This is a genomic window from Citrobacter sp. GW821-FHT07H02, from assembly GCF_059418505.1.
Window position 1 is genome coordinate 95,408 of the sequence record NZ_JBWKPZ010000007.1, and the last position, 25,849, is coordinate 121,256.

Sequence of the window (25,849 nt, forward strand, 5' to 3'; positions counted from 1 at the left end):
ATCCGGCCTACACTTCCTTTGTAGGCCTGATAAGACGCGAGAGCGTCGCCATCAGGCAATCTGATTCACCCATTGGTTAACTTTTCAAACTCTTCACAGCCAGTATCAAATCCTTCCATACAGCTCAGATTCAACCAGTGCAGCGCCTTTTGTTTATTCTTCTCGATAAAACCCTGTTCACCGTTCAGGAAGATCATTCCGGCCCAGTATTCGGAATATCCGGTACGGGAAATCGCAGAGCTGCGCTTGAAGTACCAGGTGGCTTTATCATCGTCTGCGGGGATCCCCACACCGTTGGCGTAAATCAACCCGAGCAGCATTTGCGCGTCGACGGCAGAGTCATTTTCCAGATTTTCAGAGGCGTTTTGCAGTAGTGAAATCGCTTTTGGGTAATCGGGGTGACCCGCCTGGGTATTGACCAAAATGCGCGCCAGCGTAATTTCGCCCGGCAGACTCCCTGCCTGTACGGCTTTTTCGGCGAGCGTCCTGGCCTCGGGGTAATCCAGACTCACCGGATTGGTTATCTTGATTTGCGCCAGTAATGCGCAGGCGTCCGCATCACCGTTATCCGCCGATTTTTGCGCCCAGAATTCGGCCTTGCTCAGGTTACCTGAGCTAAACCAACTGTCTGCGAGATAGTATTGCGCACGTCGGTCTCCGGATTCGGCGGCCCTCAAATACTGGCTACCCGGCTCTGGCTCTTCGGCATGGGCAACGCATGTCATCATTAACATCAATGCGAAAAGTCGTTTCATCTTATTTTTATGTTTAGGGTACGGAATAGGCAGTATAGAGCGATCTTTTAGATAAAAAAACAGCCTCCAGAAGGAGGCTGTTGAGGCGGATATCAAACGAAAACCGATTAGCCCATCGCACTTTCGCGCAGGCGGGTTTTCAGCTTGGTGTACTCGTCAATCACATACTGTTCGGCAGTGCGCTGATCGGCAATGCGTTCAACGTTGACGGCACAGTATTTATACTCCGGCGTTTTGGTAATCGGGCTTAAGTTCTCGGTCACCAGTTCATTACATGCACCAATCCACCACTGGTAGGTCATGTAAATCGCGCCTTTGTTCGGACGATCGCTCACGGCTGCACGGGTAATGACTTTGCCCTTGCGTGAGTTAACCCACACCAGCTCTTCATCTTTAATACCCAGACGTTCAGCGTCGGCGGTATTGATTTGCGCATAGCCAGGTTCATCCGCCAGCGCTGCCAGCGCCGCACAGTTGCCGGTCATCGAACGGCAAGAGTAGTGGCCGACTTCACGCACCGTGGAGAGCACCATCGGATACTCTTCGGTGAGCTTGTCGATAGGCGCTACCCAGTCACAGGTGAAGAACTGCGCCAGGCCGTTCGGGGTGTCGAACTTCTCTTTAAAGAGGTAAGAGGTCCCCTGATCGGCATCCGACGTATCGCGGCATGGCCACTGGATGTAGCCCAGTTCGCCCATCTTCTCGTAGGTGGCACCGTAGAATTCTGGACACAGATTGCGCAACTCATCCCAGATTTCCTGGGTGTTGTTGTAGTGCATCGGATAGCCCATACGGGTCGCGATTTCACTGATGATTTGCCAGTCTGTTTTCAGATCCCACTTCGGCTCAACCGCTTTGAAGAAGCGCTGGAAACCACGGTCAGCGGCAGAGAAGACGCCTTCATGCTCACCCCATGACGTAGACGGCAAAATAACGTCTGCGGCAGCGGCGGTTTTGGTCATGAAGATGTCCTGTACGATGACCAGTTCCAGATCCTCAAACCCTTTGCGCACAGCAGAGAGTTCCGCATCGGTCTGAAGCGGATCTTCACCCATAATGTACGCTGCGCGAACTTCGCCATGCGCCGCACGGTGCGGCAGTTCGCTGATGCGATAGCCGGTATGTGCAGGCAGACTTTCCACGCCCCAGGCTTTGGCGAATTTCTCGCGGTTTTCCGGGAACTTCACGTACTGGTAGCCCGGATAAGTATCCGGCAGCGCACCCATGTCGCAGGCGCCCTGAACGTTGTTCTGGCCACGCACCGGGTTAACGCCCACGCTTGGTTTACCGAGGTTGCCGGTCAGCATGGAGAGGCTGGTCAGTGAACGCACGGTTTCGACGCCCTGGTAGAACTGGGTAACACCCATGCCCCACAGGATTGTCGCGTTTTTCGCGGTCGCGTACATACGCGCAGCCTGACGAATTTCCTGTGCGCTAACGCCAGTAATGTCTTCGACGGACTCCGGCGTATAGCCTTCGACAATCTTACGATACTCTTCAAACCCTTCCGTACGGGAGGCAACGAACGCCTGGTCGTACAGGTTTTCTTCAATAATGACGTGGCCCATCGCATTGAGCAGCGCGATATTCGAGCCGTTTTTCAATGCAACGTGCATATCGGCAATACGCGCAGTTTCGATTTTGCGCGGATCGCAGACGATAATTTTCGCCCCGTTACGTTTAGCGTTGATCACGTGATTCGCCACGATAGGGTGGGAATCCGCCGGGTTATACCCGAAGATGAACACTAAATCTGTGTTATCAATTTCATTGATAGCATTACTCATTGCGCCGTTACCGACCGATTGGTGCAGACCTGCAACCGATGGGCCGTGTCAGACGCGAGCGCAGCAGTCAACGTTATTGGTACCAATAACGGCGCGCGCGAATTTTTGCATTACATAGTTGGTTTCATTACCGGTACCGCGGGAGGAGCCGGTAGTCTGAATGGCATCCGGGCCATACTTCGCTTTGATGGCGCTCAGGCGGTCAGCAACGTAATTAAGCGCTTCATCCCAGGACACGGATTCCAGTTTGCCGCCACGCTGGCGACGGATCATAGGGGTTTTCAGGCGCGGGGTCAGGATCTGGGTATCATTGATAAAATCCCAGCCATAATAGCCCTTCAGACACAAGGTACCCTGATTGGTTTTCCCCTGCGCCGCCTCCGCCCGAACGATTTTGCCGTTATCGACCACCAGGTTGATTTTGCAACCTGATGCGCAATACGGGCAAACCGTGACGACTTTTTTCATCGGTCTCGCTCCAGTTAATCAAATCGCGCATACGCGCTGTCGCCTTCAGTATGCATCTTTTATGCCATCTTTTTATTGTGGGCATTCCCTGATATTACGGGCAAATTTCGCGCAAAATGCTGACGAAAAGCAGGCTGTCGTCAGTTTTGACGTGACGAATTCAAAATATGTGACAGCCAGTCAATGTGACGGTGCTTATGTTTCCAGCATCTCCTCCTGCGCAATTTCTGTTACTCCGGGCAGAATCATTCACACTCATCTGAGTGAGAGACGAAAGGGGAAGGATGATGAAGCCTGCTGTTTTGATCGTGGATGATGACACCGCAATCTGCGCGCTGCTGCAGGATGTGTTGAGCGAGCATGTTTTTGCGGTCACCACCTGCCATACCGGACAGGAGGCGATACGCTGCGTCGAAGAGCGCCCCGAGATTGCGCTGGTACTGCTGGACATGATGCTGCCCGACATCAACGGATTGAGGGTGTTGCAGCAGGTCCAGAAAATCAGGCCGACGCTGCCCGTGGTGATGTTGACAGGGATAAGCAGCGAGTCTGATGTGGTGGTGGGGCTGGAAATGGGGGCGGATGATTACATCTGCAAACCGTTTAATCCCCGGGTGGTGGTGGCGCGCGTCAAAGCCGTGTTGCGCCGGGGCGGCGTATCGGTAGCTGAAGGCGGCGTGACGCAAATCGCTGGTCTTTCTTTTAACGGCTGGCATCTGGATACCGGGCGTTGCCAGTTGCGTGATCCCCAGCAGCAAACGATAGATCTGACGCAAGGGGAGTACAGTCTGCTATTGGCGTTGGCGCAAAATGCCCGTCGGGTTCTGAGCCGCGAGCAGTTGCTGGCGCTCACGCACAGCGACAGCATCGAGGTGTTTGACCGCACCATCGATGTGTTAATCATGCGTTTGCGCCGCAAAATCGAAGCCAATCCGCATCAACCGACGTTAATAAAAACGATACGCGGTCTGGGATATGTGTTTGCCGCCGACGTCCAGCATCACGACAAGGCGGCATAATGTTGTTGATCCGGCCTACACAATTCATCAAGTAGCAGGCATTTCCGCTTTTAACTCCGCCAGCGTTTTGGCGCCGTCAATGGCGTTCGCACACAGCAGGCTAGCCCGTGCGCAGGCATGCGCCAGCGTAATGCTGTCGGCCAGCGACCATGATTCATGACAGCCGTACAGGAAGCCCGCGCAAAAGGCGTCGCCTGCGCCAACGCTGCCGACGATCTCCTCCTGCGCCAGTTTCTGCGACGGTATCCAGACGCCAGGCTGGTCCGGCGTTTCCCCCCACGCCCCTTCCGGGCAGTGGATCACCACGCGCTGTCGAACGCCCGCGTTGAGCAACTCCCGCGCGATGCTGGCGATGTGCGGAATATGCGGCCCGCCGTCCGGATAACGAACCTCAAGACCGCTGAACTCTCCGGCTTCCAGCTCGTTAATCACCAGATAATCAAGATGAGGCAACGTGGGCAACACCAGCGGCTGATAACGCGGGTCGCCCTTTCGCGAGACCAGGTCCAGCGACGTTTCAAACCCATTCTCGCGCATCTGCGCCAACAGCCGCGCGCTACGCGTACCGTACTGGCCATCCGGCATATCCAGACTGTCGAGCAGCAGCAGATAACCGAGATGGAAGATTTTCATTGAGTTGTCGAGCCGATCAAAGGCGGGCAGATCCAGCAGGCGGTTCGCGCCAGGCGAGTGAAAAAAGGTGCGCTGGCCGCTGGGGTCGGTCATCACTTGCGACATTGAGGTCGGTGCGAAGGTGGTGCGCTGCACATGCTGGCGATTGACATGATACTGCTCCAGCATCGCCATAATGTAGTCGCCGTCGCTGTCCTGACCGATAAGCCCCACCGCCTGTAACGGCAAACCGGTGTGCATTTTTGCCAGCGTCAACAAGACGTTGAGCGGTGCGCCGCCCGTAGAGCGCTCGCTGTGACTGATTTCCGCCAGCCAGCCGCGCTCCGGCCACTGCACTATTTGATGCACGTGATCGACCAGCATATTGCCCGCAGCGATGATGCCTTTGCGTTCCATCACACTTGCCCCGCGCTGCCAAAAATGCGCATTTGCTCAGAGACGGTATCGGTAATTGCGGCCTCAATACCCAGCAATAGCTCGGCAAATTCATCGTACAGTGGCTGGCGGTTCGCCATGCGCGATTCGATGGCGGCCAGCGCTGCCTGAGACATTCCGGTGTAGAAGTTGATTTTGTGAATGCCCAGTTCGATGGCGCGACGAAAATCCGCGTCGCTGATGCCGGAACCGCCGTGCAGCACTAAAGGGATTGCGGCCTGCTGGCGGACCTCATCTAAGCGTGGGAAGTCGAGTTTCGGCTCGCCTTTGTACTTACCGTGCGCGTTGCCGATGGCGACCGCGAGGGCGTCAATCCCGGTTCTGTCGACAAAGTCCCGCGCCAGCAGCGGATCGGTAAACAGCGATTCGTCGGCATGACCATACAGCGCGCCGCCTTCGTCACCGCCGACGGCCCCCAGTTCAGCCTCTACGGATACGCCCACGGCGTGGCACATTTTCACCACTTCGCGGGTCTGGCGAATGTTCTCTTCATACTCCAGCGTCGAGCCGTCAAACATCACCGAACTAAAGCCCAGACGTAGCGCCTGAACCACCGATTCAAAATGCAGACCGTGGTCAAGATTAAGCACCACCGGAATGTCGTGGCGGGCAGCCTCGAATTTAATTGTCTCGACCAGCGAATCCAGCGAGACATACTTAAAATGCACTTCGGCAATATTGATGATAAACGGCGAACGTTCCTGCTTCGCCGCGGCAAACAGCGCGCGCAAAAAGTGGGAGTCCAGCACGTTAAACGCCCCTAACGCGTAGCGATGCTCACGGGCGTGGGCGAGCCCATCAGCAAGAGAAATCAGTGGCATAACAGCCTCCTTGTTCAACGGAACAGTCGATACTCGTTACACAGCACCAGCTGCGCCGGTTCATCTTCTTCAATGTCGTTATAACGGGCGAGTGGCTGCAGGAAGTGGTTGTCGTGGTCGTCGTCATTGACGGAAGAGACTTCGCCGACCAGCACATCGCCGAAGCCAGACTCTGCCCAAAAGCTGTGATACAGACCGGGCGTCAGGCAGATGCTCTCTCCGGGCGTCAGGCGCAGCTGGCTGCCCGCCGCGTGGGTTTGTCGGCAGCCATCAATCACCACCGTGACAGCACTGTTATCTGTTTGATCGTGGGCGTCGGCGTTCCACAACTCCACGATCAGATTACCGCCGCCGCGATTGATGATGTCTTCATGCTTGCGCCAGTGAAAATGCATCGGCGTGATCTGCGCGTCCCGCACATGCATGATTTTTTCGGCGTAGCACTTTTCGTAAGGGAAGGCGTTAGGTGAACCGTTGCGCAGGGTAAACAGCGTTAACCCCAAGGCGGCAAAGTTTTCCCCGCCAAAAGCCGTCACATCCCAGCCGAGCTTGAGATCGATCACTTCACGCCAGGCGTCGGCATCCAACTGTCGCCATTGCGTTGGCGCAAAACTGGCGAAGGGCGGAAGATGGATGTCATGCATGGAAAAAAACTGCCGTGTATGACCGAGGATTTCGTTTATTTCGGAGCGTTTCATGGACTGGATTCTCCTTGTGTGATGTCGCCTTCCAGGCCTGATGGCGCTGCGCTTATCAGGCCTGGACAGAGGCCGCTTGCCGCTATTTCACCGTCCAACCCTTATAGCCGCTGACGTTGCTCTTATCGATCATCGTCACCGGGATAAGCACCGGCTCTTTCGGCGCAGGTTTCCCCTGTAGAATGTCATAGCCGATCTCTACCGCTTTTGCCGCCATAACCTGCGGATCTTGCGCAGGCGTGGCGACAAACAGCGAGTTCTCACGCTTCAGCGCCTCTTCGGCGTCCGGGCTGCCATCGACGCCAACAATAAAGAACTCGTTACGTTGCGCCTGTTTTGCCGCGAGATCGGCGCCGATCGCCGTTGGATCGTTAATCGCAAACACGCCGTCGATCTTCGGATTCGCCGCCAGCAGGGCGGTCATCACTTCCAGGCCACCTTCACGACTGCCTTTGGCGTTCTGGTTATCGGAAAGTACCTTGATGTCCGGATGTTTTTTGAATTCGGTCTGACAGCCTTCTACCCGGTTCTGTACAGCAGATACCGGCGGTCCGTTGATGATCACCACATTACCTTTGCCTTTCAGGCGATCGGTGATGTATTTACACGCCATTTCCCCCGCCTGGGTGTTATTGGAGGTAATGGTGGCATCAGCGCCTTCTGCCGCGACGTCAACCGCGACGACCACGATCCCCGCGTCTTTTGCCCGCTTCACCGCCGGGCCGATCCCTTTAGAATCCGCCGCGTTAAGGATTATCATGTCGACTTTGGCGGCGATAAAGTTGTCTATCTGCGACACCTGCTGGCCCAGATCGTAACCGCTGGAGACCAGCGTCACTTTCACGCCGTCACCCGCCAGCTTGCGGGCTTCCAGCTCCGCGCCTTTGGTGATCTGTACGAAGAACGGGTTGGCAAGATCGCCCACCGTCACGCCGATCGATTTGAGATCTTTGGCCTGCGTAAACGGTGCTGCGGTCAGCAGCGCGCCTGCACAGAGCGCGGTTACTAATGGCTTCAAACGCATAGTCTTTTCCTCACGTAGGGTACTTTTTGTTGTCATTGCCTGATGGCGCTACGCTTATCAGACCTACGGGGTTGTAGGACGGATAAGGCCGGCAGGTGTGTTATGCACTTTGATGATGTCGGGTACGGTATTTATCGATCAGCACCGCAATGATGATCACCGCCCCTTTGATCACCAGTTGCCAGAAATACGAAACGCCCATCAGCGTCATGCCGTTGTTGAGCGTGGCAATGATCAACGCCCCCACCAGCGTGCCGGTGATCGTGCCGATCCCGCCGACAAAACTGGTGCCGCCAAGGATCACTGCGGCGATGGCGTCCAGCTCGTAGCCCATGCCTAAGTTGCCGTTGGCGCTGTACAGACGTGACGCGCTCATCACCCCGCCAAGCCCGGAAAGCAGGCCGCTCATGCCGTAAACAAACAGCAGAACCAGCCACACTTTGATGCCGGTTAAACGCGCCGCCTGCATATTGCCGCCCACCGCGTAGATATGAACCCCCAGCGTGGTGCGGCGCAAAATAAACCAGCACACCACAATGACCGCCAGCGCAATCACCACCAGCCACGGAATCGGCCCGAGATAGTTGTTGCCGATCCACTCGAAACTGATATTGGAGTTAATCACCGTGGTGCCGTCCGCCAGCAGGTAGGCTGCCCCGCGCAGCGCCGTATAGGTGCCGAGAGTGACGATAAACGGCGGCAGTCCGGCAAAGGCCACCAGCGCGCCGTTAAACAAGCCCAGCAGCATACCGAGCATCAGTGCGACGGGCACAGAGAGCATGGCGAATTCGGGGATCAGTGAAACTACCATCGCCGCCACCGCCGTGGTGCCAAGAATCGACCCGACGGAAAGATCGATACCGCCGGTCAGAATGATGAAGGTCATTCCCGCCGCTAACACGATGTTGATCGACGCCTGGCGGGTAATATTCAGGAGGTTGCTCTCGGTAAAAAAGTTGGGCGCGATAAAGCCAAACACGGCAACAATCAGGATAAGAATGGGCAGGATACCGACGGTTTGCATCAGATCGCCCATCAGCATTTTTTTGGCGGAGGCGGATTTCGCCACCTGCTGGGGAGTGGGTGAATTATTCATGGGTGCCTCGCCTGAGGGTGGGAGTCGTTCGCGCCGGTGGCCAGCGTCATAATGTTTTCCTGAGAAATGTGTTTTCCGTCCAGCTCTCCGGCAATGCTGCCTTCGTGCATGACGTACACCCGGTCGCTCATGCCGACGACCTCCGGCAGTTCGCTGGAGATCATCAGGATCGCCACGCCCTGGCGCGCCATGTCATTCATGATGCGGTAGATCTCGCTTTTGGCACCGACATCCACGCCGCGCGTCGGTTCATCAAGGATCAAAATGCGTGGGCCAATCGCCACCCAGCGCGAAATCAACAGCTTTTGCTGATTGCCGCCGGAAAGCCCGCCCGCCCGTACCTGCGCATGCGGCACACGGATATTGAGTAACTGAATGGCATCATCGGAGATCGTTTGCGCTTTTTTACGGTTGAGCATCCCCCAGGTGGCGTCACGCTCCAGCGTCGCCATCGTGATGTTCTCTGCCGCCGCCAGCTCTAAAAACAGCCCCTGTTCTTTGCGGTTCTCGGTGAGATAACCGATGCCATAGTCGATGGCTTCGCGTGGGGAGTGGATCACCACCGGTTCGCCATCCACTTCCAGCATGCCGCCGGTGGCTTTGCGCACGCCAAAAATCAGTTGCGCCAGTTCCGAGCGCCCGGCGCCGACCAGCCCTGCCAGGCCGACAATTTCCCCGGAACGCACCAGTAAACTGCACGGCTGCACTTTACCGCCGTCGGTCAGGTGATGGACATTCAGGCGCGCTTTGCCTAAGGGAATATCGCGCTCTTTGTTAAACAGATCGCTCAGTGGACGACCCACCATCATGCGCACCAGTTCGGCGGCGTTGAGTTTGTCGCGGGTCAGGCTGCCGACGTACTGTCCATCGCGCAGCACGCTGACGCGATCTGAAAGCTCGTACACTTCCGCCATGCGGTGGCTGATATAGATAATCGCCATTCCTTCATCGCGCAGGCGCATGATCAGTTCAAACAGGCGGTGGGTTTCACGCGAGGAGAGGGCGGCGGTGGGTTCATCCATCACCAGAATTCGGCTGTTGCGGTGCAGGGCGCGGGCGATTTCCACCTGCTGTTGTTCGGCGATGGTCAGCCGCATCACTTTATCGCTGGCTTTAAACTGTGCGCCGAGGCGATCGATAACCTGCTGCGCCTGAAGAACCATCTCTTTGCGTTGCACCAGGCCGCCGCGCGACAGTTCGCTGCCGAGGAATATGTTCTCCGCGACGGTCAGGTTCGGGGCGAGCTGCATCTCCTGATAAATCAGGGTAATGCCTGCGCTGAGGGCATCTTTTGGGCCTTTGATATGGAAAGGCTGACCGTCAATCAGGATCTCGCCGCTGGTGGCGCTATACGCCCCGGCAAGCACCTTCATCAGGGTGCTTTTCCCCGCGCCGTTTTCGCCCATCAGGGCGTGGATTTCGCCAGGATATACCGTCAGATCGACCCCTTTCAGTGCGTAAAATTTGCCAAAGGCTTTGGCAATATTGCGCATCTCCAGAACCGGTGCCCTGCTCATGGCGGATCTCCTGCGGGGTTGTCGATATCAGCAGTCCATCACAGGAAAGTAAATGCAAAATGTCAGAAGCCGTTCATATTTGTCATAGTGATATTTTTCTTCATGGAGCGTGATATGCCGCAGCCTGGGCGTCACTTTTTCGCCAGCGCGCGCGGGCGATTGCTGTTCTTTAACCTGCTGGTGGTGGCCGTCACGCTGATGGTGAGCGGCGTGGCGGTGCTCGGTTTTCGGCACGCCAGCCAGATTCAGGAGCAGGTACAACAGCAAACGGTTGATGACATGACCGGCAGCATGAATCTGGCGCGCGACACCGCCAACGTGGCGACGGCGGCAGTGCGACTGTCGCAGGTGGTCGGCGCGCTGGAATATAAAAGTGAGGCGGAACGCTTACAGGAGACGCAGCGTGCGCTGAAACAGTCGCTGGAACAACTGGCCGCTGCCCCGCTGGCGCAGCAGGAGCCGGACCTGGTCGCCCGCATTATTCAGCGCAGCAACGAACTGCAAACTAGCGTGGCGGGCATGCTTCAGCGCGGGCAGCGACGACATCTGGAGCGTAACGCGCTACTGAGTTCGCTGTATCAGAATTTGAGCTATCTGCGGCATTTGCAAACGATCAATGCGGCGCAGGATGCGGTGTTGCTTGCTCAGATGGACAGGCTGATTGTGGCGGCCATCGAAACGCCCACGCCGCGCTCTGTGGTCAAGCAGCTGGATGGCGTGATGCCTCTGTTGCCAACACGTAACGCCCGCCCGCTGGTCAACGGCATCCTCAGTGACTTCAATCAGGAGTTACGCCAGCTTGAACCGCTCTCGGCGGCGCTGGAACAAAGCGATTTGGCGATCATCTGGTATATGTTCCACATCAAAGCGCTGGTGGCGATCCTCAACAGCGACATCAATCAATATGTGGCGCAGGTGGCGGCCAGTTCAGAACAGCGTGTGGCGCAAAGCCATCAGGAGTTGCAATCTATCATCATGTTTATCATGACATTTGCCCTGCTGGCGATTGTCATTACCGGGTTTGCGGGCTGGTATATTTACCGCAATCTCGGCTCCAACCTGACAGCAATCTCGCGAGCAATGACCCGCCTGGCGCACGGCGAGTCGGACGTCAGCGTCCCTGCCTTACAGCGGCGCGACGAACTGGGAGAGCTGGCGCGCGCGTTCAACGTTTTTGCCCGTAATACCGCCTCGCTGGAGCACACCTCGCGTCTATTGAAGGAAAAAAGCACGCAACTGGAACTCGACAGAATCGAGCGCAAAGGGCTGGAGGAAGCGCTGCTGCACAGCCAAAAAATGAAAGCGGTAGGGCAACTGACGGGAGGGCTGGCGCATGACTTTAACAATCTGCTGGCGGTGATAATCGGCAGTCTGGAACTGGTTAACCCCGACTCGCCGGATGCGGCGCGTATTTCGCGGGCGCTGAAAGCGGCGGAACGTGGGGCGTTGCTGACCCAGCGGCTACTGGCTTTCTCACGCAAGCAATCCCTGCACCCCCATGCGGTGGAGCTGAGAACGTTGCTGGAGAATCTTGGTGAACTGATGCGCCACTCGTTGCCCGCCACCCTGACGCTGGACATTGAAGCCCAGTCGCCCGCCTGGCCCGCGTGGATTGACGTCAGCCAACTGGAGAATGCCCTCATCAACCTGGTGATGAACGCCCGCGATGCGATGGAGGGGCAGATGGGCACCATCAAAATTCGTACCTGGAATCAGCGAGTCACGCGCAGCAGCGGGCGCAAAGAGGATATGGTGATTCTGGAGATAGCGGATCACGGCTGCGGGATGTCGCAGGAGATCAAAGCGCAGGTTTTTGAGCCGTTCTTCACCACCAAACAGACCGGCAGCGGCAGTGGCCTGGGGCTGTCTATGGTGTACGGATTTGTGCGCCAGTCCGGCGGACGGGTGGAAATCGAGAGTGCGCCGGGGCAGGGAACGATAGTCAGATTGCAACTGCCCCGCGCGATTGTGCCTGTTGCGACCGCTGCGGAACCGTTGGCAGAGGAGGATGTGGCCCGCACGGATAAACTGGCTCTGGTTCTCGAAGATGAGGCCGATGTGCGCCAGACGCTGTGCGAGCAGCTGCATTTGTTGGGTTACCTGACGCTGGAAGCCGCCAACGGTGAGCAGGCGATGCAGATGCTCGCCGCCTCCTCAGAGATCGATATTTTTATCAGTGACTTAATGCTACCCGGCGGGTTAAGCGGCGCGGATGTGGTGAATCATGCGCTGAAACACTATCCCCATCTGACGCTGCTGCTGATCAGCGGTCAGGATTTACGCCCGGCAGACAATCCTGCACTGCCGGATGTGGCGCTGTTGTGTAAACCGTTTACCCGTATGGATTTGGCACGGGCGCTACGGCATCAGCGAAATTGAGATTCCTCCGCTACTCCCCGCGTATACCTTTCATTAACGTAAAGCCAGCTCACCTGCGAGACTGGTCTTATGAAACGTTACTCTATCGCTCTGTTACTGAGTCTGTGCTCTTTAAGCAGTCCACTGGCCTATGCCGACATTATCGATGACGCCATCGGCAACATTCAGCAGGCGATCAGCGATGCCTATAAACCCGATAGTGACCGCCGCTATGACGATGACTCTCGGTATGACAACGGGCAACGGCAGATGAGTGACGATCGTCGCAGACAGTACGACGACAGGCGTCGTCAGTTTGAAGACCGACGTCGCCAGTTAGACGAGCGCCAGCGCCAGCTCGATCAAGAGCGTCGCCAGCTAGAAGATGACGAGCGAAGGATGGAAGAGGACTACTATCGGTAGCCGTTAATCCTTCGCGGTTTTGACACACTCTCTTTCAGCGTTCGTGATAATACAAAGTGCGCGTTTACCCTTTGGTTTCGGGCTGAACCGCGCTGAGGCGATTGCCATGCCCGGCGAGGCGAGGGACTAAAAAGCCCAACGCGCCCCCTGCGAACAGGCCAGTACAAAAGACTATCCACACAAACTCATGACTGAATAATGCCCTGGCGCTGAGCGCATGGGGAATGAGTTCGTACAGCAACGCGAGCGCGCCGCCAATGGCCGCACAGGTGAAGCTGCGCCAGTAACGTGAGTCGTAAATTCTGTCTGGCAGGCAGGCGCTGAGAATACCTGTCGCCAGCGCCGGGAGTGCGCCGATTAGCCACGTTAATACCAGAAACTCTGGCAACACTCTGCTGATATCGAACAGCAATTCCCACGGCGAATCCCGAAAGTACAGCGCCGTGATGGCGACGGTGAGGGGAACGCCGGTAAACGGTCCCAACAAAGTAAACCAGCAGGCATGATGGATAATACGGCGTGTTTTTATGTTCACAGGATCCCCTTCAGCGTGTTTTCTCTGAAGGGAAAGTAGTCTGCGTAAGTGAAGAGACGATGAAGTGGCGTTAATCCAGCACAATCTCCATTCCGTCGAAGCCCGCTTCAATGCCTTCCGGCAGCGGGTTCTCCATCAGCCACAGGTCGAACTGATGGCTGATGTGGGTGAGGATCACCCGTGGGCAGCGGAGGACGTTATTGAGTGCCACGACGGTATTTAAATCACAGTGGTTACGCGCAGGCTCCGCGCGCGGTGCGTGGCTACAGTCGATAATGATCGCCTGCGGCGGATTGTTCAGTAGAAATTTCAGCGTTTTGTCTGGCAATCCGGCGGTGTCAGAGAGCCACGCCACGCGGCTGTGCGCCGTTTCCAGCAGATAGCCAAACGTCAGCTTTGAGTGATTCAACGGCAGCGGCGTGACCTGTAATCCCTGCAAATCAAACACCACAAACGGCTTCACCGTGTGGCTGAAATCCAGAATCCCTGGGTGCTTAAACAGATCGTCACAGCCCTGCTCGTCAGGCGGACCGTATACCGGGATCGTCGCACCCACGCCCCAGCGAAGTGGAAACAGTCCCTGGACATGATCCATATGGTAGTGCGTGAGCAGAAACTGGCGGAAAGATCCGGCAGGCCAGCGATCCATCAGATCGTGCAGACCGGCGTCCAGCAGCGTTACCGCGTCGTTGAATTTGAGTGATCCGCTACAGGGGCGGCGGCGATAGTGCGCCTGCACGCGCGCGCGACGACAGGCGGCGCAGTCGCAACCAAAAGCGGGCACCTGCTGTGCGCCGCCGGTGCCGGTTAAGGTGATGGTCAAACTCATCGTGACTCCCCTTGTCGTATCGTGCCGGATGGCGACGCGAGCGTCTTATCCGGCCGGCCTACCTCACAACGTTTTGGTGAAGCGATAATGGCTCCGTTCATACCCTTCGCGCAGGTAAAAACGGTGCGCGTTGTGACGCGTCACGCTGGTGGAAAGCTCGGTCATTTCTGCCCCTGCCTGGCGTGCTTCTTCCTCCGCCCACGCCAGCAGCCGACTGCCGACTTTCCCCCCGCGCGCATGCGGCATCACTACCAGTTCCTGAATTTCGCCAATCCAGTTGGCGTGATGCAGATGAAACTGCAAATGCAGACCAATCATGCCAACCACCTGGCCGTCGAGCAGCGCCAGTTGGTAGCGCAGATTGCTATCCTGCAAATTAACGGCAAACCCGGCGCTAAAGGCCTGGCGGTTAAATTCGGCCTGCTTCAGCTCGCAGATAAGCGCGTAGACGGCCTCGGTATCCCCTGGGGTGGCATGGCGTAGTTCACAGTCAAACATCTATTTTCTCCTTGCGACCCATCAGCGTGAGTAACGCATCGACGGACTGCAATAAACTTCCGTCGTTATTCAGCTTATGACAGTTTAATGGCGCGTAACGGGCGGCGCGTTCGAGGCGAGCGGCGATCTCCGTTTCATTTTCTCTCCCGCGAGCCTGTAAGCGCTGGCGCAGGATAGCAGAAGAAACCTCTAAACAGACAGGAAGCAGCGATATACCGTAGCGTGCCTGCGCTTGCGCCAGATGCGCGCGTGAACCGTTGACAACCACGTCGAAACCGGCGTGTAGCCAAAGGTCAATCTCCACCCCTATGCCGTAGTAAAAGCCGTTGGCGTGCCAGCTTAGCGCCAGCAGATTCTGCCCGGCGCGGGTAAAAAACTCGTGTTCACTGAGGGCGATATGGTTTTCATGCCCGGCGTTGGCCGACCGGGTGATATAACGATGCGCCACCAGCAGTTGTGCAGGTTCCTGCTGGCGAAGTTCCGCCAGCAGGCTGTCCTTTCCGGAGCCGGACGGTCCCATCAGCCAGATCAGTTTTCCCATAATCAGAACACCCTTTTTCCCTGGCGCCAGACGTGGTCGATATGAATATGATCGCCTTTGCGGTGCGCCAGCACCAGGTCGGCGCGCTTACCTTCGGCGATCACGCCGCGATCGTCGAGGTTCAGCGCCCGTGCCGGGTTACGGGTGACCAGCCGAATGGCCTGCGGCAGCGTAAAGCGGTTGGCTTCGTCTTCTGCGACGCGAAACGCTGCATCCAGCAGGCTGGCGGGATAGTAATCCGACGAGAGAATATCCAGCAGCCCCATTTCCGCCAGCGTATGCGCCGCCACGTTGCCGGAGTGCGAACCGCCGCGCACGATGTTGGGTGCGCCCATCAGCACGTTCATTCCATGCTGGCGAGAAGCAAGTGCTGCGTCGAATGTGGTGGGAAATTCGGCGATCACGCTGCCAAGTTGATGCGACTCCCGCACATGATCGTGGGTGGCGTCATCATGGCTCGCCAGCGCGATATGCCGCTCGCGACACAACTGTGCAATGGCGGTACGGTTCGGCTGCGACCAGCGCGCCGCAAGCTGAAGCTGTTCCTCTTCATAGCGGGCCATCTGCTCATCGGTGAGAGAATATTTGCCCTGATAATATTCGCGGTATTTTTCGCGGCTGGCGAACTGGCGCTGCCCCGGCGAGTGATCCATCAGTGACACCAGCGTCACCGGTTCACGACCCACCAGCTTTTCAAACAGCGGCAGGGTGGAGTGATGCGGCAGCTCGCAGCGCAGATGCAGACGGTGCTCGGCGCGGTTGACCCCGCGCTTTTGCGTCTCCTCCACCGCATTGATCATCTTCTCCAGATTTTCCAGACGGTCGCCGCCGTCGCGCACGTCGCCAATCGCCACCGCGTCCAGCACGGTGGTGATGCCGCTGGCGACCATCAGCGCGTCGTGGCTGCTCATTGCCGAATGGGCGGGCCAGTCCACCTTCGGACGCGGAGTAAAGAATTTGTCGAGATTGTCGGTATGCAGCTCTATCAGCCCCGGCAGTAGCCAGCCGCCTTCGCCGTCCAGCGCCTCGGGAAGACGGCTCTGACTTTGCGCAAAGGCGCGGATCACGCCATCCTGCATTTCCAGCGATCCGTGCACGACTTCATCTTCCAGCACCAGCTTTACATTGTTGATAATCATGCTGTTGTTCCCATCAGGTGCAAACGGTCCGCCACGCGCTCGCGCACGGCGCTATCGTGAAAAATGCCGACAATCGCCGCACCGCGTGCTTTTGCTTCTTCAATCAGCGCCACTACCGCCGCGCTGTTTTTGGCGTCCAACGAGGCGGTAGGTTCATCAAGCAGCAAAATCGGGTAATCGACGATAAACCCACGGGCAATGTTCACGCGCTGCTGTTCGCCGCCGGAAAAGGTGGAAGGGGCGAGATGCCACAGCCGTTCCGGTACGTTCAAACGGGTCAGCAGGTTCGCGGCTTTGGCGGCGCACGCCTCGCGTGATACGCCCAGATCCAACAGTGGCTGCATCACCACATCCAGCGCGCAGACGCGCGGGATCACCCGCAGGAACTGGCTGACCCAGCCAATCGTTGAACGGCGAACTTCGAGCACCTTACGGGCGGGTGCCTGTACCAGATCCACCCATTCGTCGCTGTGGCGAATGTGGATGTGCCCTTCGTCCGGCAGGTAGTTAGCGTACAGGGAGCGTAACAGCGTGGATTTGCCGCTGCCCGAGTGGCCGTGCAGCACCACGCATTCACCCTTTTTCACCTCCAGAGAGGCGCTTTGCAGCACCGGCAGGCGCACGCCGTTTTGCTGGTGGAGCACGAAAGTCTTACTCACGTTTTCAACGCGGATCGCGTTCATTTTTAGCCTCTTTAAGCATTTGTGCATTCAATTGCCTGATGGCGCTTTGCTTATCAGGCCTACAAGCGATGTCGACTCGTAGGACGGATAAGACGCGTTAGCGTCGCCATCCGGCAAAACAGCGACATCAATTCTGTAAAACCGACGACACCAGCAACTGGGTATAAGGGTGATGTGGATCGTCGAGCACACGGTCGGTTAACCCACTTTCCACCACCTGGCCCTGCTTCATCACCAGCAGGCGGTCCGCCAACAGGCGCGCGACGCCCAGATCGTGGGTGACAATCACCACTGCCAGATCCAGTTCCACCACCAGCCCGCGCAGCAGGTCCAGCAGTTTGGCCTGCACGGAAACGTCCAGCCCGCCAGTGGGTTCGTCCATAAACACCAGCTTCGGGTGAGTGACGAGGTTACGGGCGATCTGCAGACGCTGCTGCATGCCGCCGGAAAAGGTGGTCGGCAGATCGTCGATACGTGAGGCGGGGATCTCCACCTCCTCCAGCCAGCGCTTCGCGGTGGCGCGGATCTCGCCGTAGTGACGCGCACCGGTGGCCATCAGGCGTTCGCCGATATTGCCGCCCGCCGACACCTGACGGCGCAGACCGTCCAACGGGTGCTGATGCACCACGCCCCATTCGGTGCGCAGCAGGCGGCGACGGTCGGCTTCGTGCATGCCGTACAGCGAGCGGTTCTGGTACTGAATCTCGCCCGACTGCGGTGTCAGGCGCGAAGAGATTGATTTCAGCAGGGTGGTTTTGCCGGAACCAGACTCCCCGACAATGCCCAGTACCTCGCCAGGCCACAGGTCAAAAGAGACATCGCTGAAGCCTTTGCCCGGCGCGTAGAGATGGGTCAGGTTGTTAACCGAAAGCAGCGGTTGCGTCATTGGCTGAGGGCCTCGCTCTGTTGGCGGCAGTAGTCGGTGTCGGAGCAGACAAACATCCGTTTGCCGGTGTCATCGAGCACCACTTCATCGAGATAACTGTGGGTCGAACCGCAGATGGCGCAGGGCTCATCCCAGGTCTGAACGGTAAACGGGTGATCGTCGAAATCGAGGCTTTCTACCCGCGTGTAAGGGGGGACGGCATAAATGCGTTTTTCGCGGCCAGCGCCAAACAGTTGCAGGGCGGGCATCTTGTCCATCTTCGGGTTATCGAATTTTGGAATTGGCGACGGGTCCATCACGTAGCGCCCGTTGACCTTCACCGGGTAGGCGTAAGTGGTGGCGATGTGACCGAAGCGGGCGATATCTTCATACAGCTTCACCTGCATGACGCCGTACTCTTCCAGCGCGTGCATGGTGCGGGTTTCCGTTTCTCGCGGTTCGATAAAGCGCAGCGGTTCCGGGATCGGCACCTGAAAGATAATGATCTGATCTTCAGTCAGCGGCGTTTCCGGGATCCGATGACGCGTCTGGATCAGCGTGGCGTCTTCCGTACGCTCGGTGGTGTTGACGCCGGTGACGCGTTTGAAGAAGTTGCGGATCGACACCGCGTTGGTGGTGTCGTCGGCACCCTGATCAATCACCTTCAGCACGTCCGGCTCGCCAATCACGCTGGCGGTCAACTGGATGCCGCCGGTGCCCCAACCGTAAGGCATCGGCATTTCGCGGCCGCCGAATGGCACCTGATAGCCTGGGATCGCCACCGCTTTCAAAATGGCGCGACGGATCATCCGTTTGGTCTGCTCATCCAGATAAGCAAAGTTGTAGCCGGAGAGGTTAGTGGTCACGGGCGGCCTCCTGTTGCAGGCGTTTGAGCAGTTCCAGCTCGGCCTGGAAATCGACGTAATGGGGAAGTTTGAGGTGCGAAACAAACCCCGCCGCCTCGACGTTATCCGCATGCGCCAGCACGAACTCCTCGTCCTGCGCCGGTCCGGTGACCGTTTCATCGTAGTCGGGTGCCTGTAGGGCGCGGTCCACCAACGCCATTGCCATCGCTTTGCGTTCGCTCATGCCGAACACCAGTCCGTAGCCGCGGGTAAAATGCGGGGCTTCATTTTCTGGCGCGACAAAGCCGTTAACCATTTCACACTCAGTCATCAGCAGTTCGCCGACGTTCACCGCAAATCCCAGCTCTTCTGGCACGATATCAATCTCGACAAAACCGCTGCGGATCTCGGCGGCAAACGGGTGGTTGCGCCCGTAACCGCGCTGGGTGGAGTAGGCCAGCGCCAGCAGGTAGCCTTCGTCGCCGCGCATCAGCTGTTGCAGGCGCGAGGAACGTGAGCAGGGGTAAACCGGCGGCGTGCGGGTGATATCGTCTGGTTGAGCGCCATTATCTTCTTCGCGCTTCGCCAGTCCCTGCCTGGCCAGCAGTGAAAAGACGTGCGGGGCCGGTTCCTGCGTATTTTCTGCGGGATGCAGCGGGGGCGTTTCACCATTGGCCAGTAGCGTAAAATCGAGCAGGCGATGGGTGTAGTCGTAGGTTGGCCCCAGCAACTGCCCGCCTGGAATGTCCTTGTAAACGGCGGAGATACGACGTTCCAGGCGCATCCCGGCGGTATCCAGCGGTTCGCTGACCGCCAGCTTCGCCAGCGTGGTGCGGTAAGCACGCAGCAGGAAGATCGCTTCGACGTTATCGCCGCTGGCCTGTTTCAGCGCCAGCGCCGCCAGTTCGCGGTCAGCGATACCGCCTTCGGTCATCACCCTGTCGACAGCGAGATTCATCTGCTGTTCGATTTGCGCCACGCTCAGTTCGGCAATCGTGCTGTCGCCCCGGCGTCGGTTCTCCTGCAGCGCGTGGGCGTTGGCTATCGCCTTTTCGCCCCCTTTAACGGCGACGTACATCAGCACACCTCCACATGGGTGGTTCGTGGAATAGCCAACAGCCGGTCGCCGCAGGTGAGGAGCAGATCGACCCCCAGCGGGAAAGGATGCGGGCGCTCAGTAAGCTCGTGGATCAGGCAGTCCGGCAGCTGTGGCGCGATCATGCGCTCCTCTGCAATGCCCGCGCCGGTAAGGCGCAGCATACGTCCGCCACTCAAGCTGGCGACCTGCACAATAAGGGTGGCGCTGGTTTCCGGCGCCACGGCAGAACCGGCTGAGAGGGCGTTAAGCTGCTCGCTGCTGATGCGCTCGTCGGCGACGGCAAAGGTCGCTTGTTGCGGTTGTTCCACCAGGGTTGCACTGGTGTGAAAGCGCAGATTCTGACTGGCGATGTCGTTGTTCACGGCGGGCGACAACCAGACCGGCGTGTCGCCGTCAACCAGCGTCAGCAGCACGCTGGTGGTGGCGAGATTCAGCGGCTGCCAGCCGTGTTTCAGTTGATGCAGGGCAACAATGACGCCGGGTTCACTCATGGCTTTTAGCAGGCGGCGAAAGCTCTGCTGGGCGTCCTGAACCGGTGAGTGAAAGGCGGTCAGTAGTACTGTCGATCGTGTCATGCGTTATCTCCGCGTACCAGCGTGAAGAAGTCGACCCGGCTGGCGTTAATCTCGGCACGGCGAGCGTTGATTTGTGCGTCGCGTTCCGCTTCCAGCGGGGCAATTAAGGTTTCCATTAGGTTCTGGAAATGCGTCTGTTCCTGGAGCAGCGCGTCGATGACGGCGCACTGCTCGGCATGGTGTTTGTTGCGTCCCAGCAGATAGCTGTAGCCCAGCGTGCCGCTTTTCAGGCGCACCACCGCGCGGGTAAGGGTGGTGTCTCCGGCGAAGAAGCGGTTACCGGTGCCGCCCATCCGCGCCTGAATCTGCATCAGTCCGGTTTCCGGGGCGCGAATCAGTTCATATTCCGGCGTCAGCGCCAGCACCTTGATGCGCGCGTTCAGTGCCTCGGCGTGGCTGTAAGCCAGCGCACGCATCCAGCGCTGGCGGGTAGAAGTATCAAAATGCATTCAGTGCTCCATGATGAATTCGATCATGTCGGCGCGGGTCAGGCTGACGGAGTATTCCGTTGCCTGTTCTTCGCCTTCACGGTGGTTCAGGGTGCGCACGCACAGCAGCGGCGCCATATTGGGGATTTCAAGCCACCGACTCTCTTTGGCCTGCGCGCGGCGGGCGCTGATACGCGTTTGCGTGCGTTGCAGCGCCAGACCCGCGTGCTCGCGCAGATAGTCGTGCAGCGAACCGCTGCTAAAATCCTGCAATAGCGGCCAGAGAGTGAGGTCGGAAAAGTAATGGTCAATCAGACACAGGGCGATGCCGTTCACCCGGCGCAGGGTGCGCAGGTGGATGACGTTGTCGCCCTCGTTGACGCTCAGTGCGTCGGCAATCGGGCTGGAGGCCGGGCGCAGCACCGCCAGCAGTTTTTCGCTGGTGGGATGGCTGCCCTGATCCAGCAGATTCTGGCTGAAGCGTGCCTGGGCGTTGAGTGGGTAATCGAACGGGCGCATCAGCACCAGCACGCCGACACCCTGACGACGCTGTACCCAGCCCTTCTCCACCAGTTGGTCGATAGCGCGGCGCAGGGTGTGGCGGTTCACCTCAAAGCGGGCGGCAAGCTGATGCTCCGCCGGAAGGTAGTCGCCGCAGCGGTAATGTTGACGAAGCTCCTGCTCAAGTCTGGCAGCAATTTCCTGATAACGCGTCGGATAGCTGGTCGGATGTGTAGACAAGTGCATAGCAATCAATGCCTCGCTGATCAGATGAAGTGCTTACGCAAGCGCTGGGAGAGGAAATCCAGCAGGCTGACGGTAACGATGATCAACACCATCAGGGCGCAGGTTTGCTGAAACTGAAAACCGCGAATCACCTCCCACAGCGTGACGCCGATACCGCCTGCGCCGACCATTCCGACCACCGTGGCGGAGCGGACGTTGGACTCAAAACGGTACAGCGAATAGGAGATGAGCAGCGGCATCACCTGGGGCAGCACGCCGTAGAGGATCTCTTCAATCTTGTTGGCGCCGGTGGCGCGAATGCCTTCTACCGGTCCCGGCTCAATGGCTTCTACCGCTTCGGAAAGCAGCTTGGAGAGGACCCCGGTGGTGTGGATAAACAGCGCCATGACGCCTGCAAAGGGGCCAAGACCGACGGCGACCACAAACAGCATGGCGAAGACCATTTCGTTAATGGCGCGACAGGCGTCCATCAGGCGGCGCATCGGCTGGTAAATCCACCACGGCACGAGGTTGTCGGCGCACATCAGGCCGAAAGGAATGGAGAGAACGACGGCGAGGGCGGTTCCCCAGACGGCGATTTGCAGGGTGACGGCCATTTCGCCGAGATAGTCCTGCCACTGGCTGAAGTCCGGCGGGAAGAAGTCGGCGGCGAAGGTCGCCATATTGCCGGAATCTTCGATCAGCGTGAGCGGGGCCATTTCAGCGCCCTTCCACGAGACAACCAGCACGGCGAGCAGGATGGCCCAGCTCAGCAGCGAGAACCAGCTACGCCTGGGTGGGGCGACGGTGATGGTTTGCATAGTTGCTTCCTATAAATGTGTGTTGGCGGTAGGCCGGATAAGACGCGTTTGCGTCGCCATCCGGCATTCACGCCTTTGCCGGATGGCGGCTTTGCCTTATCCGGCCTACAACCGCCTACGTATTACTGCACCACTTTATTCACGCTGGTCATCGCACCCATTGCGGCGGTCAGACGGTCGAGGTCATCCAGCTGCGCCTTCAGCGCCGACGTTTTGCTGGTTTTCTCTTCCTCGTTCAGCCCCTTGTTGTCTTTCACGCCCTGCATCTCTTTAAACAGCGCCAGCTGGCGAATCGGCACCAGTTGCAGATCGCTGGAGGCGCGGAACGGTGCCCAGCCCAGACGTTCCAGGGTGGTTTTCTCTTCCGGTGTTTTGCCGTAATTCATGAAGAAGTCGTACACCTTGTCCTTGGTGGTTTCGGAGAGATTCTTACGCCAGACGATCGGATCGCCGGGGATCAGCGGCGACTTCCAAATCACCTTCAGCGCTTTCAGCTTTTCCGGCGCGGAGGTTTTCAGCTTGTCGAGGTTTTCGGTGTTGTTGGTGGCGACATCCACCTGCTTATTGGCGACGGCCAGCGCGTTGGTTTCGTGTCCGGCGTTGACGGTGCGTTTGAAGTCGCTGGCGGCGATGTTGTTTTTGGCGAAGACGTAATAACCGGGGACGAGGAAGCCTGACGTGGAATTGGGATCGCCGTTACCGAAGGTCAGATCCTTACGTTTGGCGATCAGATCGTTCAGGTTATTGATCGGACTGTCTTTGTTGACGATCAGCACGCTCCAGTAGCCGGGCGATCCATCGGCCGCGACCGTCTGGGCAAAGACCTGACCGTTGGCGCGATCCACCGCTTCCATCGCCGAAAGGTTGCCGTACCAGGCGATATCGACTTTGTTAAAGCGCATCCCCTGGATGATCCCGGCGTAGTCCGGGGCGAAGAAGGCGTTCACTTTTATGCCCAGCGACTTTTCCATATCCTTCAGGAACGGTTCCCACTGGGGCTTCAGGTTTTGCTGTGATTCGGTCGAAATAATGCCAAAGTTCAGCGCTTTTTCCTGTTCTTCGGCATGCGCCGGGCTTAACAAGGTGCTGATGCTGAACATGCTGGTGAAGGCCAGCGCGGCAACGGCTTTATAGCTCATCTATGTTCCTCACTTAGACATTGTTCCAGGCTATTTCACTTATCCGCCTGGTCTTTTCAGTTAAATTAAGCAGCCTGCGCGCTCTGTTCGACGCGGTTCATGCTGCGGTAGAGATGGTCAAATCTTTCGTTATCAAAGTGCTGGCTGCTGCCGTCATAGAACACGTGTCCCTGGCGCAGTGCGACAATGCGTTCGCAGTAGCGCAGGGCGTAATCCACCTGATGCAGCGTGACGACCACGGTGATGCCGTCGGTCTGATTGATATCGCGCAGGGTGTCCATCACGATGCGCGCGGATTCCGGGTCCAGCGAGGCGATCGGCTCATCGGCCAGAATGACCTTCGCCTGCTGCATCAGAGCGCGGGCGATGGCCACGCGCTGCTGCTGGCCGCCAGAGAGTGTTGAAACGCGTTGATATGCAAAGTGCGCCATCCCGACGCGGGTCAGCGCCTGCAATGCGTGCTGTTTCTGCTCCAGGCTGAACCAGCTAAAACAGGTACGCCAGAACGGCGTGCTGCCGAGTGCACCGATCAGCACGTTCTCGAGTACGGTCAGACGGTTCACCAGATTGAACTGCTGGAAGATGTAACCCGTGTGGGCGCGGCTTTTGCGGATGTCGCGTGCCAGACGGCCTTCGCGCTGGACGGTACGCCCCATTAGCTCCACATGACTGCCTGGCGATTTATCGCCAGTAATCAAACCGCTTAAGTGACGTAAAAGGGTGGATTTGCCGGAACCGGACGGGCCAAGCAGAGCCACCATCTCACCGGAAGCGATGTCCATATCAACGGCGTGTAGCGCCTGCTGCTGATTGAACGTTTTGGAGAGTTTCTCGACACGAATCATCGTTTGCATGGTGCGGCCTCACTAAAAAAGTGGCCCCATCGTGGCGGATTAATGTGACAATTTTGTTAAGCGTTGGTGACTTGATGATGAAGAGTTGAGGCGAGATTGATGACAGAACGGGAGGGCGAGCCTCCCGTCAGGTTACTCGGTCGGCTGCTGCTGTTTCACAACGTTAATCATCCACGGCACGCCGTACTGATCGGTGACTTTACCGAATCCGTGCGCCCAGAAGGTTTCCTGCCAGTCCATTTCGATTTGACCTTTGGCGGCAAGGTTGTCAAACCAGCGCTTCCCTTCTTCGACATTTTGCGTATCAAGCACCAGCGTGAAGCCGGAGTAGTGTGCTTTGCCTGATGTAACGGCATCACTCATCATGATATCGCTACCCGCAATGCGCACGTTGGCGTGGGCAATGGCGTTATCGGGGAATTTCATTCCGGACGGGCAACCGTCCTCGCTGTCCTGCGCCGATTTGGGCATTTCACCGAAGCTGATTTTGTAGAGCAGTTCTGCGCCCAGTGTCTGTTGGTAGTACGCGATGGCGTCGGCGCAATTGCCGGCAAAAGAGATGTAGGGACTTAACGGCATAATGTTTACCTCAGGTAAAAGAAGCCAGTTAAGTGTAGTTATCGTAGGCCCGGTAAGCGAAGCGCCACCGGGCAATAAATGCCGGATGGTGGCGTAAACGCCTAATCCGGCTTACAAAAATCAGTTCTTTTTCACGAACTCGGATTTCAGCTTCATGGGGCCAAAACCGTCAATTTTGCAATCGATGTTATGGTCGCCTTCGACCAGGCGGATGTTCTTCACTTTGGTACCGATCTTCAGCATTGAAGAACTGCCTTTCACTTTCAGATCTTTAACCACGGTGACGCTGTCGCCGTCTGCCAGCAGATTGCCGTTGGCATCTTTCACGATCAGCTCATCGCTGTCGTGAGCCGGTTCGGCATCGTTCCATTCGTGAGCACATTCCGGGCAGATGAACATGCCGTTATCTTCGTAGGTGTATTCGGAGTTGCATTGTGGGCAATGGGGTAATGACATGTGGATTTCCTCAAAAGGTCAGCAGGGGCAAAAGCGCCCAAAAATGGCAGATTGCCGAAAAAGGCCGCAATTATACATAAAATCCTTAACGTTGTCGGGACTATTCCCAACTTAAGAATATGCCACCCCGCGACTGAAGGTCGCGGTGAGGGCAAAAAAATGTCATGACGATTTTTTAAGGGAAATTGCTACGTTTTGCTATT

28 protein-coding genes are annotated in these 25,849 nt (G+C 57.5%); 3 read left to right on the forward strand and 25 right to left on the reverse strand.

Features of this window, described 5'->3' with window-relative positions; translation table 11 throughout:
• Positions 1-65: 65 nt before the first annotated feature.
• Positions 66-755, reverse strand: coding sequence for a Sel1 family TPR-like repeat protein YjcO (yjcO, locus tag AC07NP_RS10260; protein ID WP_494660401.1), 690 nt, complete (start codon positions 753-755; stop codon positions 66-68).
• Positions 756-862: 107 nt separating this feature from the next.
• Positions 863-3,010: a formate dehydrogenase subunit alpha gene (gene fdhF, locus AC07NP_RS10265; RefSeq protein ID WP_494660402.1), complete on the reverse strand. Its 2,148-nt coding sequence runs from the start codon at positions 3,008-3,010 to the stop codon at positions 863-865.
• A 287-nt stretch (positions 3,011-3,297) separates the two neighbouring features.
• Between fdhF and AC07NP_RS10270 the strand changes: the two genes are divergently transcribed.
• Positions 3,298-4,029 (forward strand): response regulator transcription factor, encoded by a 732-nt coding sequence (locus tag AC07NP_RS10270; RefSeq protein WP_494660440.1) that lies wholly within the window; start codon positions 3,298-3,300, stop codon positions 4,027-4,029.
• A gap of 27 nt (positions 4,030-4,056) precedes the next feature.
• Here the strand turns inward: AC07NP_RS10270 and AC07NP_RS10275 are convergent, their stop codons facing one another.
• From AC07NP_RS10275 to AC07NP_RS10300, 6 genes are all read right to left on the reverse strand, one after another.
• Entirely contained in the window at positions 4,057-5,061 is a 1,005-nt protein-coding gene (locus AC07NP_RS10275; RefSeq protein WP_301702106.1) for a carbohydrate kinase family protein, read from the reverse strand.
• A complete protein-coding gene (locus tag AC07NP_RS10280) occupies positions 5,058-5,918 on the reverse strand; it encodes a ketose 1,6-bisphosphate aldolase (RefSeq protein ID WP_494660403.1) in 861 nt (286 codons plus the stop codon). Before AC07NP_RS10280 ends, AC07NP_RS10275 begins: the two co-directional genes overlap by 4 nt.
• A gap of 14 nt (positions 5,919-5,932) precedes the next feature.
• Positions 5,933-6,616: a D-lyxose/D-mannose isomerase gene (locus AC07NP_RS10285; protein WP_494660404.1), complete on the reverse strand. Its 684-nt coding sequence runs from the start codon at positions 6,614-6,616 to the stop codon at positions 5,933-5,935.
• An 82-nt stretch (positions 6,617-6,698) separates the two neighbouring features.
• Positions 6,699-7,640, reverse strand: a complete 942-nt coding sequence (locus AC07NP_RS10290; RefSeq protein ID WP_203359258.1) for an ABC transporter substrate-binding protein — start codon at positions 7,638-7,640, stop codon at positions 6,699-6,701.
• Positions 7,641-7,740: 100 nt separating this feature from the next.
• Positions 7,741-8,736: an ABC transporter permease subunit gene (locus AC07NP_RS10295; RefSeq protein ID WP_494660405.1), complete on the reverse strand. Its 996-nt coding sequence runs from the start codon at positions 8,734-8,736 to the stop codon at positions 7,741-7,743.
• On the reverse strand, positions 8,733-10,253 hold the full coding sequence (locus AC07NP_RS10300) for a sugar ABC transporter ATP-binding protein (RefSeq protein ID WP_494660406.1): 1,521 nt from the start codon (positions 10,251-10,253) through the stop codon (positions 8,733-8,735). Before AC07NP_RS10300 ends, AC07NP_RS10295 begins: the two co-directional genes overlap by 4 nt.
• A 114-nt stretch (positions 10,254-10,367) precedes the next feature.
• Between AC07NP_RS10300 and AC07NP_RS10305 the strand changes: the two genes are divergently transcribed.
• Together AC07NP_RS10305 and yjdP are read left to right on the forward strand one after the other, a co-directional pair.
• Complete coding sequence (locus AC07NP_RS10305; RefSeq protein WP_494660407.1) at positions 10,368-12,632, forward strand: ATP-binding protein; 2,265 nt, start codon at positions 10,368-10,370, stop codon at positions 12,630-12,632.
• 69 nt (positions 12,633-12,701) lie between these two features.
• Complete coding sequence (gene yjdP / locus AC07NP_RS10310) at positions 12,702-13,034, forward strand: DDRRRQL repeat protein YjdP (protein ID WP_494660408.1); 333 nt, start codon at positions 12,702-12,704, stop codon at positions 13,032-13,034.
• 64 nt (positions 13,035-13,098) lie between these two features.
• Here the strand turns inward: yjdP and cbrB are convergent, their stop codons facing one another.
• The 17 genes from cbrB to AC07NP_RS10395 form a co-directional block, all read right to left on the reverse strand.
• On the reverse strand, positions 13,099-13,569 hold the full coding sequence (cbrB, locus tag AC07NP_RS10315) for an inner membrane protein CbrB (RefSeq protein ID WP_494660409.1): 471 nt from the start codon (positions 13,567-13,569) through the stop codon (positions 13,099-13,101).
• A 70-nt stretch (positions 13,570-13,639) separates the two neighbouring features.
• Positions 13,640-14,398, reverse strand: a complete 759-nt coding sequence (gene phnP / locus AC07NP_RS10320; protein ID WP_494660410.1) for a phosphonate metabolism protein PhnP — start codon at positions 14,396-14,398, stop codon at positions 13,640-13,642.
• Between the two features lie 63 nt (positions 14,399-14,461).
• The gene (gene phnO / locus AC07NP_RS10325; RefSeq protein ID WP_494660411.1) at positions 14,462-14,896 is read right to left on the reverse strand and encodes an aminoalkylphosphonate N-acetyltransferase; all 435 of its coding nucleotides are present in this window, start codon (positions 14,894-14,896) and stop codon (positions 14,462-14,464) included.
• Positions 14,889-15,440, reverse strand: a complete 552-nt coding sequence (gene phnN, locus AC07NP_RS10330) for a ribose 1,5-bisphosphokinase (protein WP_494660441.1) — start codon at positions 15,438-15,440, stop codon at positions 14,889-14,891. Before phnN ends, phnO begins: the two co-directional genes overlap by 8 nt.
• Positions 15,440-16,576 carry an alpha-D-ribose 1-methylphosphonate 5-triphosphate diphosphatase gene (gene phnM / locus AC07NP_RS10335; RefSeq protein ID WP_494660412.1) on the reverse strand — a complete coding sequence of 379 codons (1,137 nt, stop codon included), beginning with the start codon at positions 16,574-16,576 and terminating at the stop codon, positions 15,440-15,442. The genes phnN and phnM overlap by 1 nt, the downstream gene beginning before the upstream one ends.
• Positions 16,573-17,259 carry a phosphonate C-P lyase system protein PhnL gene (phnL, locus tag AC07NP_RS10340; RefSeq protein WP_494660413.1) on the reverse strand — a complete coding sequence of 229 codons (687 nt, stop codon included), beginning with the start codon at positions 17,257-17,259 and terminating at the stop codon, positions 16,573-16,575. The genes phnM and phnL overlap by 4 nt, the downstream gene beginning before the upstream one ends.
• A gap of 127 nt (positions 17,260-17,386) precedes the next feature.
• Entirely contained in the window at positions 17,387-18,145 is a 759-nt protein-coding gene (gene phnK, locus AC07NP_RS10345; protein ID WP_203359247.1) for a phosphonate C-P lyase system protein PhnK, read from the reverse strand.
• Positions 18,142-18,933: an alpha-D-ribose 1-methylphosphonate 5-phosphate C-P-lyase PhnJ gene (gene phnJ / locus AC07NP_RS10350; protein WP_494660442.1), complete on the reverse strand. Its 792-nt coding sequence runs from the start codon at positions 18,931-18,933 to the stop codon at positions 18,142-18,144. Before phnJ ends, phnK begins: the two co-directional genes overlap by 4 nt.
• Before the next feature lie 46 nt (positions 18,934-18,979).
• Complete coding sequence (locus AC07NP_RS10355) at positions 18,980-20,047, reverse strand: carbon-phosphorus lyase complex subunit (RefSeq protein WP_494660414.1); 1,068 nt, start codon at positions 20,045-20,047, stop codon at positions 18,980-18,982.
• The gene (phnH, locus tag AC07NP_RS10360) at positions 20,047-20,643 is read right to left on the reverse strand and encodes a phosphonate C-P lyase system protein PhnH (RefSeq protein WP_494660415.1); all 597 of its coding nucleotides are present in this window, start codon (positions 20,641-20,643) and stop codon (positions 20,047-20,049) included. The genes AC07NP_RS10355 and phnH overlap by 1 nt, the downstream gene beginning before the upstream one ends.
• On the reverse strand, positions 20,640-21,092 hold the full coding sequence (phnG, locus tag AC07NP_RS10365; protein ID WP_494660416.1) for a phosphonate C-P lyase system protein PhnG: 453 nt from the start codon (positions 21,090-21,092) through the stop codon (positions 20,640-20,642). The genes phnH and phnG overlap by 4 nt, the downstream gene beginning before the upstream one ends.
• Positions 21,093-21,818, reverse strand: a complete 726-nt coding sequence (gene phnF, locus AC07NP_RS10370; protein WP_494660417.1) for a phosphonate metabolism transcriptional regulator PhnF — start codon at positions 21,816-21,818, stop codon at positions 21,093-21,095.
• Positions 21,819-21,838: 20 nt separating this feature from the next.
• Positions 21,839-22,618 (reverse strand): phosphonate ABC transporter, permease protein PhnE, encoded by a 780-nt coding sequence (gene phnE / locus AC07NP_RS10375; RefSeq protein WP_494660418.1) that lies wholly within the window; start codon positions 22,616-22,618, stop codon positions 21,839-21,841.
• Positions 22,619-22,740: 122 nt separating this feature from the next.
• On the reverse strand, positions 22,741-23,757 hold the full coding sequence (gene phnD, locus AC07NP_RS10380) for a phosphonate ABC transporter substrate-binding protein (RefSeq protein WP_494660419.1): 1,017 nt from the start codon (positions 23,755-23,757) through the stop codon (positions 22,741-22,743).
• A gap of 65 nt (positions 23,758-23,822) precedes the next feature.
• On the reverse strand, positions 23,823-24,611 hold the full coding sequence (gene phnC / locus AC07NP_RS10385) for a phosphonate ABC transporter ATP-binding protein (protein WP_494660420.1): 789 nt from the start codon (positions 24,609-24,611) through the stop codon (positions 23,823-23,825).
• 132 nt (positions 24,612-24,743) lie between these two features.
• A complete protein-coding gene (gene yjdN, locus AC07NP_RS10390) occupies positions 24,744-25,190 on the reverse strand; it encodes a VOC family metalloprotein YjdN (RefSeq protein WP_494660421.1) in 447 nt (148 codons plus the stop codon).
• Positions 25,191-25,310: 120 nt separating this feature from the next.
• On the reverse strand, positions 25,311-25,646 hold the full coding sequence (locus tag AC07NP_RS10395) for a zinc ribbon domain-containing protein YjdM (protein WP_096758651.1): 336 nt from the start codon (positions 25,644-25,646) through the stop codon (positions 25,311-25,313).
• Positions 25,647-25,849 lie beyond the last annotated feature (203 nt).